The sequence below is a fragment of the Ornithinimicrobium cerasi genome (assembly GCF_003702705.1).
Lineage (GTDB): Bacteria > Actinomycetota > Actinomycetes > Actinomycetales > Dermatophilaceae > Ornithinicoccus > Ornithinicoccus cerasi.
In genome coordinates this window covers 103207-120196 of sequence record NZ_QZMN01000008.1, presented here as the reverse complement: position 1 = coordinate 120196, position 16990 = coordinate 103207, and the positions used below count along the sequence as shown (strand labels likewise).

At 72.4% G+C, this 16990-nt stretch carries 13 protein-coding genes and 3 tRNA genes; 6 read left to right on the top strand and 10 right to left on the bottom strand.

Features of this window, described 5'->3' with window-relative positions; all coding sequences use genetic code 11:
• Nucleotides 1–52: 52 nt before the first annotated feature.
• The 3 genes from D4B81_RS10850 to D4B81_RS10840 form a co-directional block, all read right to left on the bottom strand.
• Nucleotides 53–397: a YtxH domain-containing protein gene (locus D4B81_RS10850; RefSeq protein ID WP_097188697.1), complete on the bottom strand. Its 345-nt coding sequence runs from the start codon at nt 395–397 to the stop codon at nt 53–55.
• Nucleotides 398–485: 88 nt separating this feature from the next.
• A tRNA-Ser gene (locus D4B81_RS10845) sits at nt 486–568 on the bottom strand.
• Between the two features lie 90 nt (nt 569–658).
• The gene (locus D4B81_RS10840; protein WP_161965124.1) at nt 659–2275 is read right to left on the bottom strand and encodes an LCP family protein; all 1617 of its coding nucleotides are present in this window, start codon (nt 2273–2275) and stop codon (nt 659–661) included.
• Between the two features lie 128 nt (nt 2276–2403).
• On the opposite strand from D4B81_RS10840, the gene D4B81_RS10835 reads away from it, so the two are divergent.
• Nucleotides 2404–2498 (top strand) — tRNA-Ser (locus D4B81_RS10835).
• 67 nt (nt 2499–2565) lie between these two features.
• Here D4B81_RS10835 and D4B81_RS10830 read toward each other — a convergent pair.
• Both D4B81_RS10830 and D4B81_RS10825 read right to left on the bottom strand, forming a co-directional pair.
• On the bottom strand, nt 2566–2898 hold the full coding sequence (locus D4B81_RS10830; RefSeq protein ID WP_122262656.1) for a hypothetical protein: 333 nt from the start codon (nt 2896–2898) through the stop codon (nt 2566–2568).
• The gene (locus D4B81_RS10825; RefSeq protein ID WP_122262654.1) at nt 2898–4721 is read right to left on the bottom strand and encodes a phosphoenolpyruvate carboxykinase (GTP); all 1824 of its coding nucleotides are present in this window, start codon (nt 4719–4721) and stop codon (nt 2898–2900) included. The genes D4B81_RS10830 and D4B81_RS10825 overlap by 1 nt, the downstream gene beginning before the upstream one ends.
• A gap of 182 nt (nt 4722–4903) precedes the next feature.
• Here D4B81_RS10825 and D4B81_RS10820 point away from each other — a divergent pair, with 182 nt between their 5' ends.
• Nucleotides 4904–6208, top strand: a complete 1305-nt coding sequence (locus D4B81_RS10820) for a cation:proton antiporter (RefSeq protein WP_122262652.1) — start codon at nt 4904–4906, stop codon at nt 6206–6208.
• Nucleotides 6209–6242: 34 nt separating this feature from the next.
• A tRNA-Arg gene (locus tag D4B81_RS10815) sits at nt 6243–6315 on the top strand.
• A gap of 75 nt (nt 6316–6390) precedes the next feature.
• On the opposite strand, the gene D4B81_RS10810 is transcribed toward D4B81_RS10815, so the two are convergent.
• Together D4B81_RS10810 and D4B81_RS10805 are read right to left on the bottom strand one after the other, a co-directional pair.
• Entirely contained in the window at nt 6391–7353 is a 963-nt protein-coding gene (locus D4B81_RS10810; RefSeq protein WP_122262757.1) for a 2-hydroxyacid dehydrogenase, read from the bottom strand.
• A complete protein-coding gene (locus D4B81_RS10805; protein ID WP_122262650.1) occupies nt 7350–8549 on the bottom strand; it encodes a pyridoxal phosphate-dependent aminotransferase in 1200 nt (399 codons plus the stop codon). Before D4B81_RS10805 ends, D4B81_RS10810 begins: the two co-directional genes overlap by 4 nt.
• 138 nt (nt 8550–8687) lie before the next feature.
• Between D4B81_RS10805 and D4B81_RS10800 the strand changes: the two genes are divergently transcribed.
• Entirely contained in the window at nt 8688–10112 is a 1425-nt protein-coding gene (locus D4B81_RS10800; protein ID WP_122262648.1) for a sugar porter family MFS transporter, read from the top strand.
• A gap of 44 nt (nt 10113–10156) precedes the next feature.
• Here the strand turns inward: D4B81_RS10800 and D4B81_RS10795 are convergent, their stop codons facing one another.
• Genes D4B81_RS10795 through nirB form a run of 3 tightly spaced genes read right to left on the bottom strand, consistent with a single transcriptional unit; the run spans nt 10157 to nt 14915 of the window.
• Nucleotides 10157–11263 (bottom strand): uroporphyrinogen-III synthase, encoded by a 1107-nt coding sequence (locus D4B81_RS10795; protein WP_122262646.1) that lies wholly within the window; start codon nt 11261–11263, stop codon nt 10157–10159.
• On the bottom strand, nt 11260–12297 hold the full coding sequence (gene cobA / locus D4B81_RS10790) for a uroporphyrinogen-III C-methyltransferase (protein ID WP_122262644.1): 1038 nt from the start codon (nt 12295–12297) through the stop codon (nt 11260–11262). The genes D4B81_RS10795 and cobA overlap by 4 nt, the downstream gene beginning before the upstream one ends.
• Nucleotides 12297–14915, bottom strand: coding sequence for a nitrite reductase large subunit NirB (nirB, locus tag D4B81_RS10785; protein ID WP_122262642.1), 2619 nt, complete (start codon nt 14913–14915; stop codon nt 12297–12299). Before nirB ends, cobA begins: the two co-directional genes overlap by 1 nt.
• A gap of 245 nt (nt 14916–15160) precedes the next feature.
• Here nirB and nirD point away from each other — a divergent pair, with 245 nt between their 5' ends.
• On the top strand, nt 15161–15550 hold the full coding sequence (nirD, locus tag D4B81_RS10780) for a nitrite reductase small subunit NirD (protein ID WP_229735270.1): 390 nt from the start codon (nt 15161–15163) through the stop codon (nt 15548–15550).
• A 4-nt stretch (nt 15551–15554) separates the two neighbouring features.
• Nucleotides 15555–16982: an MFS transporter gene (locus D4B81_RS10775; RefSeq protein ID WP_122262638.1), complete on the top strand. Its 1428-nt coding sequence runs from the start codon at nt 15555–15557 to the stop codon at nt 16980–16982.
• Nucleotides 16983–16990 lie beyond the last annotated feature (8 nt).

Genomic DNA, 16990 nt, shown 5'->3' with positions numbered 1-16990 from the left:
GAGCGGCCCGCCCCCTTCCGGGGACGGGCCGCTCCGTCGTGCTCAGGTCAGGTCACGGGAGCTTGTCGCCGCCGGGGCCGAAGCTGGAGGAGTCCACCTGGGGACCGGTGGTGGGGTCCACGGACCCGGTCTCGTTGCTGTACGTACCGGAGGTGCCGGTGGTCTCGTGACCGGACACCTTGGCCTTGACCTCGGTCGCCTTGGCCTTGGCCTGGTCGCCCAGGGTGTGCGCGACCTCGGGGGCCTTGGTCTTGACCTCCTCGACCTTGGTCTGCACGCGCGGGTCCGTCCAGAGCTTGTTGGCCTGGTCGGCGATCTGGTCGTAGCGCTCGCGTCCGGCGCGCGCCCCCAGCACGTAACCGACACCAGCGCCGACGAGCAGCAGAAGCTTGTTCATGGTGACTCCTTTCATGGGTCAACGATTCACCTCGACACTACCCACGACCCACCCCCCTGTGCACGTCGGGGCGACCCGGGTGTGCCGGCGGAGGGTGTGGGATTTGAACCCACGGAGGTTTCCCTCGGGCGCTTTCAAGGCGCCTGCACTCGGCCGCTATGCGAACCCTCCAGGCCTCGGCCGGGACCGGCCGAGGCGTCCCGCCGATCATCGCACAGAGGTCACGCCGCGCTCTCCTCCGACCGCGACCCGGGCCCGGGATCAGTCGCAGACGGCGCCGATGTCGGACAGCTCGTCCGACTCGGTGGTGGTGGCCGAGCCGTCGTCGGGCGTGACGGTCGGGGAGTCGTCCGGCTCCTGCGGAGCCGCGGGCGTCGCGGTGGCGGTCGGCTCCTGCGGGTCCCCACCCGGGGCGGGGGCGGGCTCGGGAGCGGGGTGCAGCGCCTCCCACACGTCGTAGCGGATCTGCGCGAAGTCGGGGTCGGCGACGTCGGTGTTCTGCGGGGTGAAGGGCAGGCTCTGGATGGAGGCGCCCTGCACCAGCAGGACGAGCTCGGCCCACACGCCCAGGTCGGACTGGGGGATGTCCGTCACGACGTTGTCGCCGACGGCGGAGATGATCTGGGGGTAGCGCTGGAGGAGGGTCATCGGATCCGCCTGCTCGATGAGGGCGGCGACCATGCAGCGCTGGCGACGCATCCGGCTGAAGTCGTCGGTGGTGACCCGCGACCGCGAGTAGCCGAGGGCCTGGCGGCCGGTCAGGGTCTGGGTCCCCGGCTCGAGCCACTCCAAGTTGGGTGACTCGGGGTCCAGCTGGATGACGCCGTTGGCGTCGGTGTAGGTGCGGCCGTTGATCGGGATCGGCTCCTGGACGGTCACGCGCACCCCGCCCATGGCGTCGACCAGGTCGGAGAAACCCTCGAGGTTGACGATCACGGTGTGGTGGATGTCCACGCCGAGGACGGCCGAGAGGACGTCCCGGGTGGCCGTGAGGCCCGGGGTCGGGTCGTCGGCGTACAGCTGCGGGTTCTCCTCGGCGTTGAGCTCCGCCTCGGTCCAGATCGCGTTCATCAGGCACTGGTCGCCGCAGTCGTAGCGCCCGGACGGGTAGACCTCGTGCAGGGGGTTGTCCCGCGGGATCGGGACCCGCTGCAGGTTGCGGGGGATGGAGAAGAGGACCGACTCGCCGGTGTGCGTGTCGATGCTCGCGACGATCATCGTGTCCGTCCGCGTGCCCTCGCGCGCCTCCGCGGCGTCCGAGCCGAGGAGCAGCATGTTGACCCGGGGCAGCTGCGCCCACGGGTCCAGCCGGTCCGGGCCCAGCGCCGACGTCGGCCGTGGCGACCCGGGCGTGAGCGGCTCGTCCTGGGTGAACACCTTGTCCATCGCCGACAGGTGGCTGGTGATGTACTGCGTGCCCAGGGCTGCGGGCGTCGTCACGGCCAGGCAGAGCAGCGCGGTGAACCCGGCGAGCGCCCACCGCTGTCCGCGGCTGGCGCGGCGGGGGCGGGTCAGCACCGCGGTGAGCGCCACGGCCCCGACCCACAGCACCGTCCCGGCGATCAGGATGCCCAGGACGATCCGGAGCCGACGCTCGTCGGCGGCGGTCGCGAGGGCGGTGCTGGTCAGGCCCTCCCGCCACACGGTCGCGGCGAGCACCCCGAGCGAGGCCACGGCCAGCGTGACGAGGAAGATCCCCAGCACCCACGCACGCGTGCGCAGCAGCCCCGAGCCCGGCAGCAGGGCGGACAGGGTGGTCAGCCCCAGGGACCGGCCCAGGCCCGTCCCCGGCGCGCCCGGGGACCGTCCAGCCTCCCACGTCTCGTGCTCGCGACGGGCGGCGTGGGAGCCACCGGCGGGCGGGTCGTGGTCGTTCATCGAGCCGGGCACATCCCTTTCACGAAGCAGGAGAGGACCATTGTCCTACCAGTCACTGCTGACGGTGTGCTGGGAGGGGGTCGTGTTTTGGTGCAACCCTGGGGTGCAGGTACGCTGATCTGCGTTCTGGAGGCGTCGCCTAGTCCGGTCTATGGCGCCCGCCTGCTAAGCGGGTTTGGGGTTTAGAGCCCCATCGAGGGTTCAAATCCCTCCGCCTCCGCCAGATCATGACAGAACCCCCGGTCCGTGCGGCCGGGGGTTCTGCACGTCCACCGGTATGCCGTGCGCGCTCAGCCGGTCCCGTCGGCGCCCGGCTCGTCGGCGCCCTGGGCCTCGGGGTCCTCCGGGTCGGCGCCCTCGTCGGAGGTGGGGTCCTGCTGGGCGTCGGCGTCCGAGCCGGCACCGTCGTCGCCGCTGCGCTCGTCGGCGTCCTCGGCGTCGCCCTCGGCGGCGTCGGCAGCCTCGTCCGCGTCCTCCACCTCGTCGGGCCCGCGGCTGCGGATCTTCTTGTCGATCTCCTCGACGGTCCGCGCGAGGTTGTCACCGCCGGGGGGCAGCGGCTCCTCGGCCAGCAGCGGTTCCTCGGTGCGGGGCCCGGGCTCCTCGCCCGGCGTGATGGACATCAGGCGTCCACCCGGACGAGGCGCTGCTCGAGCGTGGCCAGCTCGTCCTTCATGGCGGCCGGCAGGTCGTCGCCGAACTGCTCGAACCACTCCTGGATGAGCGGCAGCTCCTCCGACCACTCCTCGGGGTCGAAGCGCAGCGCCCTGGCGACCTGGGCCTCGCCGACGTCCAGCCCGTCGGTGTCGACGTCCCCGGGGTGGGGGAGGTAGCCGATCGGGCTCTCCTGAGCCTCGACGGCGCCCTCGAGCCGCTCGAACATCCACTTCAGGACCCGGGCGTTCTCCCCGAAGCCGGGCCACAGGAAGGACCCGTCCTCGTCGCGGCGGAACCAGTTGACCATGAAGATCCGCGGCAGCTTGTCGGCGTCGGCCTGCTTGCCGATCTCCAGCCAGTGGTCGACGTAGTTCCCGGCGTTGTAGCCGATGAACGGCAGCATCGCCATGGGGTCACGGCGCACCACCCCGACCGCACCGGTCGCCGCCGCCGTGGTCTCCGAGGACAGCGTGGCGCCCACGAACGTGCCGTGCTGCCAGTCGCGGGACTCCGAGACCAGCGGCACCGTCGTCTTGCGGCGTCCGCCGAACATGATGGCCGAGATCGGCACGCCGTTCGGCTCGTCGTACTCGGGCGCGATCGTCGGGCACTGGGTGATCGGCGTGCAGAACCGGCTGTTGGGGTGCGAGGACACGGCGTCGGAGTCCGGGGTCCACGGCCGGCCGTGCCAGTCGACGAGCTCGGCCGGGGGCTCCTCCGTCAGACCCTCCCACCAGACGTCACCGTCGGGGGTGCGTGCGACGTTGGTGAAGATCGAGTTGCCCTTCTCGATCGTGGCCATCGCCACCGGGTTGGTGTCGGCGCCGGTGCCGGGGGCGACACCGAACAACCCGAACTCGGGGTTCACGGCATACAGGCGTCCGTCGGGACCGAAACGCATCCAGGAGATGTCGTCCCCGACGAGCTCGGCCTTCCAGCCCGGCATCGTCGGCTCGATCATCGCCAGGTTGGTCTTGCCGCACTGGGACGGGAAGGCGCCGGCGATGTAGTGCGTCCTCCCCTCCGGGTTGGTGAGCTTGAGGATGAGCATGTGCTCGGCCATCCAGCCCTCGTCCCGGGCCATCACCGAGGCGATGCGCAGCGCGTAGCACTTCTTGCCGAGCAGGGCGTTGCCGCCGTAGCCGGAGCCGTAGGACCAGATGGCCAGCTCCTCGGGGAAGTGGACGATGTACTTCGTCTCGTTGCACGGCCACGCCACGTCCTGCTCGCCCGGCTGCAGGGGCGCGCCGACCGAGTGCAGGCCCTTGACGTATGTCGCGTCCGTCGCCTCCATCCGCTCCAGCACCGTGCTGCCGATGCGGGCCATGATGCGCATCGAGGCCACGACGTAGGCGGAGTCGGTGATCTCGACGCCGAACTTGGGGTCCTCGGCGTCGAGGTGACCCATGACGAAGGGGATGACGTACATCGTGCGACCGCGCATCGACCCCTCGAAGAGCGGCCACAGGCGGTCCTTCATCTCCTGCGGGTCCATCCAGTTGTTGGTGTGCCCGGCGTCCTTCTCCTCCACCGAGCAGATGTAGGTCTGGTCCTCGACCCTGGCCACGTCGTCGGGGTCCGACAGCGCGAGGTAGCTGTTGGGCTTCCTGTCCTCGGCCAGCCTGGTGAAGGTCCCCGCCTCCACGAGCGTGGCGTTGATCCGCTCGATCTCCTCGTCGGACCCCGTCACCCACACGACCTCGTCCGGCTGCGTGTGGTCGGCGACCTCCCGCACCCACGCGTCGAGGTCGGCGTGACGGGTGCCCCCGGTGGTCTGGTTCTGCAGCATGTGCGCTCCCTTCCTGGCGTCCTCGCCAGTCGTCGTCAAGGCCACTCTGCCTCCCTCTCACCGTATCGCCCCTCCGAGGCTGCTCCGACCCCCCAGGACCCACCGGGCTGCGGTATCCGTCACACTCCGCGGCCTCCGGCGGCCCGTTCGTCGGGCCTGCCCGACGGGCCTACGCTTCAGCGGTGTCGTCCGAACTCGTCTACCTCGTCCTGGGCCTGGGTCTGCTCCTCGCCAGCATCCTGCCCCGGGTCGTGGAGGGGCGGGCGATGTCGGTGCCGATGGTCGTCCTCGGCTTCGGCTTCCTCGCCGGCCTGGTGATCCCGGGGCGCGACCCGATGAGCCCGCTGCTGGACGCGCGGGCCACCTCCCACCTCGCCGAGGCGACGGTGATCATCTCGCTCATGGGGGTCGGCCTCGCCCTGGAGCGGCCGCTGAACTGGCGCACGTGGTCGCCGACGTGGCGGATGATCCTCGTCGCGATGCCGCTGACGATCGCCGCCGTCGCGCTGCTGGGGTGGTGGGCGGTCGGGCTGTCGGTGCCGGCCGCGATCCTGCTGGGGGCGGTGCTCGCCCCGACCGACCCCGTGCTCGCCGACGAGGTGCAGGTGGGTGGGCCGGTGACCGAGGGTGCCGTCGAGGGTGCGCAGGACGGGGACGTCGAGAGCGAGGAGGACGAGGTCCGGTTCACCCTCACCAGCGAGGCGGGGCTCAACGACGCCGCGGCCTTCCCGTTCGTCTACCTCGGCCTGTTCCTCATGGGCCGCGGCGCCTGGCAGGAGTGGGGCCTGGAGTGGGTGCTGTGGACCCTGCTGGGCAAGATCGTGATCGGCTGCGTGGTCGGCTGGGTCGCGGGACGTGCGCTCGGCTCCCTCCTCTTCCGGGTCCGCCTCGGCGGCCGGCGGGTCGCCGAGATCGGGACGCCCCTGTTCGCGCTGGCGGTGACGTTCGCGGTCTACGGACTGACCGAGCTGATCCACGGCTACGGGTTCCTCGCCGTCTTCGTCGCGGCGCTCGCCCTGCGCTCGGCCGAGCGCAACCACGGCGTGCACACCGAGCTGCACACCTTCATCGAGCGCTCCGAGATGCTGCTCACGCTCGTCCTGCTCCTGATGATCGGCGCCGCGATGTCCGCCGGCCTGTTCGCCGGTCTGACCTGGGGCGGCGCGGCCCTCGGGCTGCTCCTGGTCCTCGTGGTGCGCCCGGTCGTCGGGTGGGTCTCGCTCCTGGGGTGCACCCAGGCCGACCGGGCCGAACGTGCGGCGATCGCCTGGTTCGGGGTCCGGGGGGTGGGCTCGATCTACTACCTTGCCTACGCGCTGAGCAGCGAGCACGTGGAGGAGGGGCTGGAGCTGTGGTCCGTCGTCGGCTTCACCATCACCGTCTCCGTGGTCATCCACGGCCTGCTGGCGACGCCGGTCATGCGCCGCCTGGACGAGCGCCGGCACCGGGAGACCGGGGCGGCGGCCGAGAGGCCCGCGATTTCGTGATCCCCGCGGCGATCCGATAAGGTTGACCTTCGTTGCGCCCGTAGCTCAACGGATAGAGCATCTGACTACGGATCAGAAGGTTAGGGGTTCGAATCCCTTCGGGCGCGCTCTGTGTTGAGACAGAGGAAGAAGGCCCCCTCCGCGGAGGGGGCCTTCTGCTGTCCCGGGGTATGCCGCCGCCCTCACCGGATCGGCGTCGGCGGTTCCCGCCCCGCGAGCACCGCCACGGCGTTGTCCGCGGCCAGCGTGGCCATCGCCGTCCTGGTCTCGATGGTGGCCGACCCGAGGTGGGGCACCAGCACGGCGTTCTCGCACTCGAGCAGGCCGGGGTGCACCGCCGGCTCGTCCTCGAAGACGTCGAGACCGGCACCGGCGATCTCCCCCGCCTTGAGCGCCTCGACCAGCGCCGCCTCGTCGACGACCGGCCCGCGCGCGGTGTTCACCACGTAGGCGGTCCGCTTCATCGCCGCGAACTCCTCGCTGGAGAGCAGGTGGTGGGTGCTCGAGGTGTACGGGCAGTGCAGGGAGATCACGTCGCTCGTCGCCAGCAGGGTGTCCATGTCGACCCGGTGCGCCCCGAGCTCGAGCTCCAGCTCCCGCGGGGCCTGCGACCGCGAGCTGTAGACGACGTTCATCCCGAACGCCCGGGCCCGCCGAGCGGTCGCCGCCCCGATGCCACCGAGTCCCACGACGCCCAGCGTCTTGTGCTGCAGCCCCGAGCCGAGCAGGTAGAACATCCCCCACTGCCACGGCGTCCCGCTGCGGATGACCCGCTCGCCCTCGCCGAGGCGCCGGCTCGCCATGAGGATGAGCGCCATCGCGATGTCGGCCGTCGCGTCGGTGAGGACCCCGGGGGTGTTGGTCACGACCACCCCGCGCTCACGGCATACCGGGACGTCGATGTTGTTGTGGCCGACCGCGACGTTGGCGACCACCTGCAGCTGCTCGCCCGCCGCGTCGAGCAGCTCCGCGTCCACCTGCTCGGTGAGCAGGGTGAGCAGGGCGTCGGCGCCGCGCACCTGCTCGAGGAGCTGCTCGCGAGGCTGTTGCTCCTCGCTGCCCCAGGCCACCACCTCGTGCCCGTCGCGACGCAGGATGTCCAGGCCCGGCTTGGGGATCCGACCCGTGACGACGACCCGGCTCACCGCGCCGCCTCGATCCACTGCCGCATCCCCGTGAGCCCCTCGCGGATCCGCTCCTGCGACAGCCCCGAGTAGGCGAACCGGATGTAACGGCGGTCCTCGCCCGGCTGCGGCCGGCCGAAGTGGTTGCGCGTGCAGAAGCTGACGCCGGTCTCGTGCAGCGCCCGCTGCGCGAAGTCCGCGAGGTCGCGAGCCCCGACGATCTCGATCGCCTCGGTGACGTCGGGGAAGAGGTAGAACGTCGACTTCGGCACCTCGACCGCCATGCCCGGGGTGCCGTTGACGATCTCGCAGGCCGTGTCCCGGCGCCCCCGCAGGGTGTCGAGCATCTCGCGCACCGGCTCCTGGGTGCCCTGCAGCGCCGCGATGCCGGCCCACTGCACGTAGTGGGTGGTGCACGACTCGTCGTTGGTGTTCATGGTGCCGAAGACCTTGCCCAGCTCCGGCGGCGCGACCGCGCAGCCCAGGCGCGAACCGGTCATCGCGAACTTCTTCGAGAACGTGTAGAGGATCACGGTCCGCTCGGCCATCCCCGGGAGGGTGGCGATCGAGGTCGACTCCCCCTCGTAGCGCATCTCGAAGTAGGCCTCGTCGGAGAGCACCCAGAGGTCGTGCTCGACCGCCAGCTGCGCGACGGCCTCCCGCTCGGCGTCGGTCGACTCCGCCGAGATCGGGTTCTGGAGGTCGTTGTAGATGATCGCGACCGTCCGGTCGGTGATGAGGCTGGCGACCTGGTCGAGGTCGATGGCGAAGCCGGAGTCGGTGGGAAGGTAGCGGTAGGCCTTCCCGACGCCGCCGTGGTACTCGATCTGGGACTCGTAGATCGGGAAGCCGGGGTTGGGGTAGAGCACCTCGTCACCGGGGTTCATCACCGCCTGCACGAACTTGGTGATCACCGGCTTGCCGCCGGTCATCACCGTCACGTTCTCCGGCGTGTATGCCGTGCCGCGACGGCTGCCGATGTCCTCGGCGAGGGCGGCCCGCAGCTCGGGGATGCCGGGGCCGGGGCAGTAGCCGGTGCGGCCGTCGGCGATCGCCCGGTCCATCGCCTCGACGATGTGCGGGGCGAGCGCGAAGTCGAGGTCGCCGAGGTGGAAGGGGTAGACGTCGTTCCCGCGCGCCTTCCAGTCGGCGGCCGCTGCCGCGACCGCGAAGGCGGTCTCCGTCCCGAGGTCATCCAGCCTGCTCGCCAGCCGCATGCGCACCACGTCCTTGTGTCTCGCCGAGAAGGGTCCGCCCCAGGCTAGACCAGCCGCCGGATCGGTGGCGGCGACGCAGGCTCGGGTGCAGACTGTCGGCACGCGGCGACGACGCCGCCCCCTCGGGAGGAGACGGACATGACGGACGACCGGACCCACGTCCAGGTGGGCGAGAAGGACTACGTCCTGAGCCAGGCCATCCTGCTCGCCTCGGTGGCGGCCCTCGGTGGCTTCCTCTTCGGCTTCGACACCGCGGTCATCAACGGCGCGGTCAACGCGATGCGCGAGGACTTCGGGATGGGCTCGGCGCTCACCGGCTTCGTGGTGAGCTCCGCGCTCCTGGGGTGCGTCGCGGGCGCCTACATCGCCGGCCGGCTGGCCGAGCGGATCGGCCGGATCCGGGTCATGGTGCTGGCCTCGGTCCTGTTCACGATCTCGGCGATCGGCTCCGGGCTGGCCTTCGGCGCCTGGGACATGATCTTCTGGCGTGTCGTCGGCGGCATGGGCGTCGGCGCCGCGTCGGTGATCGCCCCGGCCTACATCGCCGAGATCTCGCCGGCCTCGATCCGCGGCCGGCTCGGCTCGCTGCAGCAGATGGCGATCGTCACCGGCATCTTCATCGCGCTCCTGTCCGACTACTTCCTCGCCAGCGTGGCCGGGGGGTCGGGCGAGCCGCTGTGGGGGAGCACCGCGTGGCGCTGGATGTTCTGGGCCGAGATCATCCCGGCGGTCGCCTACGGCGTGCTCGCCCTCACCATCCCCGAGTCACCGCGCTACCTCGTCACCCTGGGCAAGCTGGACGAGGCGAGGCAGGTCCTCGGCCGGGTGATGCTGCGCGGCATACCCGAGCGGATCGCGGAGATCCAGCGCACGGTGCGCACGGAGGCACGGACCTCCCTCAACGACCTGCGCGGCGCCGGCGGCAAGGTGCTGCCGATCGTCTGGATCGGCATCGGGCTGTCGGTCTTCCAGCAGTTCGTCGGGATCAACGTCATCTTCTACTACTCCTCCACGCTGTGGCAGGCCGTCGGCTTCACCGAGGAGGACGCGCTCACCCAGACGGTCATCACCTCGGTGACCAACATCGTGGTGACGATCGTGGCCATCGCGCTGATCGACCGGATCGGTCGCCGGCGGCTGCTGATGATCGGCTCGGCGGGGATGTTCCTGTCCCTGGGGACGATGGCGTGGATCTTCGCGACCGCCGACCGGGTGGCGAACGCGGCCGGCGACATGGTGCCGGTCCTGTCCGACCAGCAGGGCCCGATCGCGCTGGTCGCGGCCAACGCCTTCGTCGTCTTCTTCGGTATGTCGTGGGGCCCGGGCGTCTGGGTGCTCCTGGGCGAGATGTTCAACAACCGGATCCGGGCCACGGCCCTCGGGATCGCGGCGGCCGCCCAGTGGCTGGCCAACTTCGCGATCTCGACCAGCTTCCCGGTCATGGCCGACGTCGGGCTGGGCTTCGCCTACGGCTTCTACACGCTGTGCGCGCTGCTCTCCCTCGGCTTCGTCATCAAGTGGGTGCCGGAGACCAAGGGTCGCGAGCTGGAGGACATGGACTGACGCGAGCCCGCGGTGGTGCGGCGTGAGGTGGGCGCCCACCCACCTCACAGGACCGGCACCCGGTAGCCCCGCTTGACGACGGTCCGGATGAGGCCGGGGGCTGGCAGCGCGCGCCGGACCCGGCTGACGGCCATCTCGACCGCGTGCGCGTCGAGCGGGCTGGGCAGGGCCTGGCCGAGCTCGACCTGGCTCAGCGTGCGTCCCTGTGCCTCGAGCAGCACCCGGAAGAGCGCCACCTGGTTGGGCGTCAGGGTGGCCCCGGTCCCGTCCACGCTGACGTGGCGCCCCCGCAGCTCCACCGCACCCTCGGCGGTGCGGGCGTGCACGACGCGCGCCTCGACCAGGTGCTCGCACAGCAATTTGATGAGCGCGCCGGTCCGGTAGCGCTCGGGGACGAGCGGGTCGACGCCGGCCTCCTGCAGCGGGGCGGCGGTCACCGGACCGACGCAGGCGGTGACGACGTCGCCGCGCAGCGCCTCGAGCAGGGTCTCGACCAGCCCGTGGCGCGCGGCGACGGCGAAGAAGGCCTCGACCGCCGGCGCGCTGGTGAACGTCAACGCGTCCACCGTGCGCGCACAGACCGCCTCGACGAGCCGCAGCACGGCCGCCACGTCCTCGTGGTGCCGCCAGCGGTAGGGCGAGACCGCCAGCACGGTCGCGCCCGCCCGGCGGAGGCGACCGGTGGCCTCCTCGTCGAGGTAGCCGGCGTGCTGGACGACGACGACCGCGTCGCGCACGTCGTGCTGCAGCACCCGGTCGACGAGGGAGGTCATCGTCTCGTGCTCACCCATGCCCTGGTCCTCGAGGCCGACGGCGCGGACCGCACCGCGTGCCTTGGGTCCGCGGACGAGGATGCGGGTCGCCGCCAGCGTGGAGAGCAACGGCTCCAGCAGCCCCTCCTCGTCGGAGAGCTCGAGCCAGCGCCTCATGCCGTAGCCGGTGCTGGCCAGCAGGATGTCGGGTCGGGCCGCGAGCACGGCCCGCGTCTCCGCGACCACGGCGGGGTCGTCCCCGGTGCCGGTCCGGATGGTGGGGGCGTGCAGGACCTCGGCACCGCGGCGCTCGAAGGCGTCGATGTACTCCTGCGAGCGCCGGTCGTTCGTCAGGCCCACCCGGAAGCCGGCCAGCGACGGGGTGGACGGGCGCGTCATACGCAGGCCCCCACGGCGACCGCGAGCTCGGCGACACCGTCGGGCCCGGCGAGCCGCACGACCTCGCCGACGACGACCACGGCCGGTGAGGAGACGCCCGGGGGCCCGCCCCGCGAGCAGACGGCGCCCACGGTCGTGATCCTCGTGCGCTGCCCGGGCAGGAAGCCGCGCTCCACCACCGCCAGGGGCATCGCCGCGTCCATGCCGGCGCGCACGAGGCCCGCCGCGACCTGGGTGAGGGTGTTCACGCCCATGAGGACGACGAGCGTGCCGCCGACGCCGCGCAGGTGCGCATACTCCTCCTCGTCGAAGGGGACGTGACCGGACACGACGGTGAACGACCGGCTCAGCCCCCGGTGCGTGACCGGGATCCCGGCGGCGCCGGGGACCGCCACGGCACTGGTGACCCCGGGTATGACGTGCACGTCCACCCCGGCGGCCCGGCAGGCGGCCACCTCCTCCGACCCCCGGCCGAACACGAACGGGTCGCCGCCCTTGAGCCGCACGACGTGGGCGCCGGCGAGGGCGTGCCCGACCAGGAGCCGCTCGATCTCGCGCTGCGGCACGGCGTGGTGCCCCGGCGTCTTGCCGACGTCGACGAGCTCGGCACCGGGGGCCAGCTCGGCGAGCCGGTCGTGCGGGCCGAGCCGGTCGTAGAGGACGACGTCGGCGGCGGCCAGCGCGTCCCGTCCCGCGACGGTGAGCAGGTCCGCGTGCCCCGGCCCGCCCCCGACCAGCGTGACGCGTCCCCGGTCGCCAGCCGGCGGTGCGGTCGTCACCGGGACCCGCGCCGACCGGGCGGACGACCGGACCAGCTCGCGGTCACGCTCGGGTCCCTCGACCCAGACGACGAGGTCGGCGGCGGGACCGGCAGGGGGCTCGGCAGAGGGACGCAGGAGCGTGACCGCCTCGCTGGCCGGGAGGACGAGGGCGGTGCCGCCGGCGGCCTCGACGCCCGCGCGCACCCGTCGCGTCGCGGCCGGTCCGCCGACGACGAGCACGGTCCGGCCGGCGAGGTCGAGGTCGACGCGCATCAGCGGCCCCCCGGCAGGTCGTCCGCGGGGCGGACGGGGATCGCCGTGCCGGCGATAAGCGTCGCCCGCTCCTGCGGTGTCGCGGGCCGGCGCTGACCGCGCTCGGGGACCAGGACCACCTCCGGGTCGGGCTGGTCGGGGGCGTTGACGAACGAGCGGAAGCGGGCCAGGCGCACCGGGTCGCGCAGAGTCGCGGCCCACTCGTCCTCGTAGCCGGCGACGTGCTGCTCCATCGCCTCCTCCAGCTCGGCGGCCAGCCCCAGGGAGTCCTCGCAGACCACCTCGCGGACGTGGTCGAGGCCGCCGGGCAGCTCCTGCTGCCACCGGGACGTGCGCTGGAGACGGTCCGCGGTGCGCGCGTAGTACATCAGGTAGCGGTCGACGTAGCGGACGAGCGTCTCGTCGTCGAGGTCGGTGGCGAGCAGCTCGGCGTGGGCGGGCTGGAAGCCGCCGTTGCCCCCCACGTAGAGGTTCCAGCCCTGCTCGGTGGCGATGACGCCGACGTCCTTGGACCGGGCCTCCGCGCACTCCCGGGCACAGCCGGAGACCCCCAGCTTGATCTTGTGGGGCGAGCGCAGCCCCCGGTAGCGCTCCTCGAGCAGGATCGCCATCGCGACGGAGTCCTGGACCCCGTAGCGGCACCACGACGACCCGACGCAGGACTTCACCGTGCGCAGGCTCTTGCCGTAGGCCTGCCCCGACTCCATGCCGGCGTCGACGAGCCGCCGCCAGATCTGGGGCAGCTGCTCCAGCCGCGCTCCGAGCAGGTCGATGCGCTGACCTCCGGTGATCTTGGTGTAGAGCCCGAAGTCCCGCGCCACCTCGGCGATGACCATGAGCTTGTCCGGGGTGATCTCGCCGCCGGGGACCCGCGGGACGACCGAGTAGGTCCCGTCCTTCTGCAGGTTGGCCAGGGCCCGGTCGTTGGTGTCCTGCAGGGGGCCGGCGCCGTCGTCGAGGATGTAGTCCCCGGTCTGGGTGGCAAGCACCGAGGCGACGACCGGCTTGCAGATGTCGCAGCCCAGCCCGGTCACGAAGCGGCGCATGACCTCCTCGGCCGTGCGCAGCCCCAGGACCCGCACCGCCTCGAACAGCTCGGCGCGGCTGAGCTCCACGTGCTCGCACAACGCCCGGGAGATGGCCACCCCGGTGCGGGTCAGCTCGGCCTCGAGGGTCCGCTTGACCAGAGGTGTGCACGAGCCGCACTGCGTCCCGGCGCGCGAGCACGCCTTGAGGCTGCCCAGGTCGGTGCACGCCGGGCCCTGCTCGCCCCGGATCCAGCTCGTGATGCACCCGGCGGTCACGTTGTTGCACGAACAGACGATCGCGTCGTCCGGGAGCTCGGCGTCCGGGGGCGCCTGACCGCCGGCGGACAGGTAGGCCGCGGGCTCGGCGTCGAGGGGCCGCCCGACCAGCGGGCGCAGGGCCGAGTAGGGGGAGGCGTCGCCGACGAACATGCCGCCGAGGAGGGTGCGTGCGTCGGGGCTGACGACGACCTTCTGGTACAGGCCGCGGGCGGGGTCGGCGTAGACGACCTCCAGGGACCCCTCCGTGCGGGCGAAGGCGTCGCCGAAGCTCGCCACGTCGATCCCGGCGAGCTTGAGCCGCGTCGCGTCGTCGACGCCGGGGAAGACCGCGCTCCCTCCCCAGATCCGGTCCGCGACGACCTCGGCCATCGCGTTGGCGGGTGCCACCAGTCCGATGCAGCGGCCGTCGACGGCGGCCACCTCCCCGACCGCCCAGACGTGCGCGACGCTCGTCGCGCACGTGCCGTCGACGAGCACGCCCCCGCGCTCGCCGAGCGACAGGCCGGCGGCGCGGGCCAGCTCGTCCCGGGGCCGGATGCCGACGGAGAGCACGACGACGTCGGCGGCGACGACCGTGCCGTCGCCCAGGCGGGCGCCGCGCACGACACCGCCCTCGGTGAGGACCTCCTCGGGCGGCGAGCCGAGGTGCAGCGAGATCCCGGCGTCGCGCACGAGACGGCCCAGCGCCTGGCCGGCACCCTCGTCGAGCTGCGTGCTCATGAGCCACCGGCCGAGGTCGACGACCGCGGCCTCGGCACCGAGCTGAGCCGCACCCCCGGCGGCCTCGAGGCCGAGCAGCCCGCCCCCGACGACGAGCACCCGGGCGGGCCGGCCCTCGCGTGCCGCGATCTCGGCGATCTCCGCGGCCAGGGTGTCCACGTCCTCGAGCGTGCGGTAGACGCGCGCGGCCGAGGCGTTCGTCACGGGAGGCACGAAGGGGAAGGACCCCGTGGCGAGGACCAGCTCGTCGTACCCCACCTCCTCCCCGGAGGCGAGGACGACCGTGCCTGCGGCGGTGTCGATCCCGGCCACGGCCGTCCCGGTCCGCAGCGTGACGGCGGCGTGGTCCCAGACGTCGGGCGCCAGGGTGAGGTCGACCGGACCGGCCAGCCGCCGGGACAGGGCCACGCGGTCGTAGGGCCGGTGCGGCTCCTCGGCGAGGACGCTGACGACCAACGGGCTTTCGACCGCCGGGAGCCGGGAGACGAGCGCCTCGGTGAGCCGGTGGGCCGCGGGGCCGCCGCCCACGACGACGACGCGCCGGGGGTCGTCCTGGCCGGGGCCGGGACGAGAGTTCTGGTCGGGGGTCATGGACTGCTCCTCGGGGGAGGGTGCGCTGACCGTCCGGACGCTAACGGGGTTGCGTGTCCACCGTGTTTCCCCCTCGTAACGCCGCATGACGCAGCGCTCACGGTGGGTCCCCGGAGGCGTGGGCGAGCCGTAACGAGCCGGAACCACGACGGGCGACCGACCGAAACACGACCCGCCTAGCGTCGGCCTCACCGGACGTCACCCGCCTCCACCGGGCGACGTCACACCGACGGAAAGGACCCATCGTGCCGTCCACCACGACGACCTCCCACCACGTCTGGACCACCGTGTGCCGCGCCGCCGACCTCGCCCCGTGCTGGGGCGAGGCGGCGCTGGTCGGCGACGCCCAGGTCGCGATCTTCCTCGTCCCCGAGGACGGCGACCTCCAGGTCCGGGCCGTGTCCAACATCGACCCCGCCACGGGGGCCGCGGTGATGTCCCGCGGGATCGTCGGCTCCCGGGCGGGCCGACCCACCGTCGCCTCGCCGCTGCACAAGGACGTCTACGACCTGGTGACCGGCGAGTGCTACACCACCCCCGCCCTGCACCTGCCGGTCTGGCAGGTCCGCCAGCAGGACGGCGTCGTCGCCGTGGCGCCGCTGGCCCTCGCCGCCGACGCCGCCGCGGCCGGGTGAGACCATGACGACCCTCGTCTCCCCGCCGGGCGGACCGTCCGCCCGCACGCTCGTCCCCCCGGGCCCGCCAGCGGCCGCCCCCGGGCTCACCTCCCTGCCGCGCCGCTGGGTCGACGGCTGGGACCCCGAGGACCCGGCGCAGTGGACCGGTGGCGGCAAGCAGGTCGCCGACCGCAACCTGCGGTGGTCGATCTTCGCCGAGTTCCTCGGGTTCTGCGTCTGGCAGCTGTGGTCGATCGTCGTGGTGTCGCTGCCCGCGGCCGGCTTCGACCTCACCACCGGTCAGCTGTTCTGGCTGATCTCGATGCCGGCGCTCGTCGGCGCGACGTTGCGCATCCCCTACACCTTCGCGGTGTCCCGCTTCGGCGGGCGCAACTGGACCATCGTCTCGACCGGGCTCCTGCTCGTGCCGACGACCGGCCTGGCGCTCGTCGTCCAGCGGCCGGACACCTCCTTCGGCGTGCTGCTGGTCGTCGCGGCCCTCGCGGGCGTCGGCGGCGGCAACTTCGCCAGCTCGATGGCCAACATCACCTTCTTCTACCCCCAGCGCGACAAGGGCTGGGCCCTGGGCCTCAACGCGGCCGGCGGCAACCTCGGGGCGGCCGTCGCCCAGCTGGTCGTGCCGATCGTCATCACCGTCGGCGCGGGCACGGCCCTGGCCCTGCCGCTGGCCGGCTGGGTCTGGGTGCCGCTGATCCTCGTGGCGATGGTCGGCGCCGCCGTCCGCATGGACAACCTCACCACGGCGCGCGCCGACGTCTGGGCCGTGCTCGCGGTCCTGCGCGAGCCGCACCTGTGGGTGATGTCGCTGCTGTACGTGGCCACGTTCGGGTCCTTCATCGGCTTCGCCGGGGTGTTCCCCAAGCTCGTCGCCGACCAGTTCCCCCAGTTCTCGGCGTTCCAGGTCGGGTCGGCGAGCCTGTCGCTGGCCTTCCTGGGCGCTCTCGTCGGCTCGCTCTCGCGTCCGTTCGGCGGCCGTCTGGCGGACCGGTTCGGGGGCACGGTGGTGACCATGGGCTCGCTCTCGGTCCTCGCGCTCGGCGCGCTCGCCGTGAGCCGCACGATCGAGCTGGCCACCTTCCCCGTCTTCCTCGGTCTCTTCCTCGTGATCTTCGCGGCGGCGGGGATCGGCAACGGCTCGACCTACCGGATGGTCCCGACGATCTTCGCCCTGCGGGCGGGCGAGCGTGAGGCCCACCACCGACCCGGTGACGTCGGGGCCCAGCGGGCCGCCTCGGCGGCGCTCGGCCTCATCTCGGCGGTCGGCGCCTACGGCGGCTTCCTCATCCCCCAGGCGCTCGGTCGCTCGCAGACCGTCTACGGCACCTACGAGGTGGGACTGCTCTGGTTCGTCGCGGCGTATGCCGTGATCCTCGCCGTGACCGGCGGGGTCTACCTGCGGATGAGCCGGCGCACCGGTGTCCGGATCTGACGAGAGAC

Coding starts and splice junctions, on each gene's coding strand:
- D4B81_RS10850 (WP_097188697.1), bottom strand. CDS start 397: ATGAACAAGCTTCTGCTGCTCGTCGGCGCTGGTGTCGGTTACGTGCTG.
- D4B81_RS10840 (WP_161965124.1), bottom strand. CDS start 2,275: ATGAACGACCACGACCCGCCCGCCGGTGGCTCCCACGCCGCCCGTCGC.
- D4B81_RS10830 (WP_122262656.1), bottom strand. CDS start 2,898: ATGTCCATCACGCCGGGCGAGGAGCCCGGGCCCCGCACCGAGGAACCG.
- D4B81_RS10825 (WP_122262654.1), bottom strand. CDS start 4,721: ATGCTGCAGAACCAGACCACCGGGGGCACCCGTCACGCCGACCTCGAC.
- D4B81_RS10805 (WP_122262650.1), bottom strand. CDS start 8,549: ATGCGGCTGGCGAGCAGGCTGGATGACCTCGGGACGGAGACCGCCTTC.
- D4B81_RS10800 (WP_122262648.1), top strand. CDS start 8,688: ATGACGGACGACCGGACCCACGTCCAGGTGGGCGAGAAGGACTACGTC.
- D4B81_RS10795 (WP_122262646.1), bottom strand. CDS start 11,263: ATGACGCGCCCGTCCACCCCGTCGCTGGCCGGCTTCCGGGTGGGCCTG.
- cobA (WP_122262644.1), bottom strand. CDS start 12,297: ATGCGCGTCGACCTCGACCTCGCCGGCCGGACCGTGCTCGTCGTCGGC.
- nirB (WP_122262642.1), bottom strand. CDS start 14,915: ATGACCCCCGACCAGAACTCTCGTCCCGGCCCCGGCCAGGACGACCCC.
- D4B81_RS10775 (WP_122262638.1), top strand. CDS start 15,555: ATGACGACCCTCGTCTCCCCGCCGGGCGGACCGTCCGCCCGCACGCTC.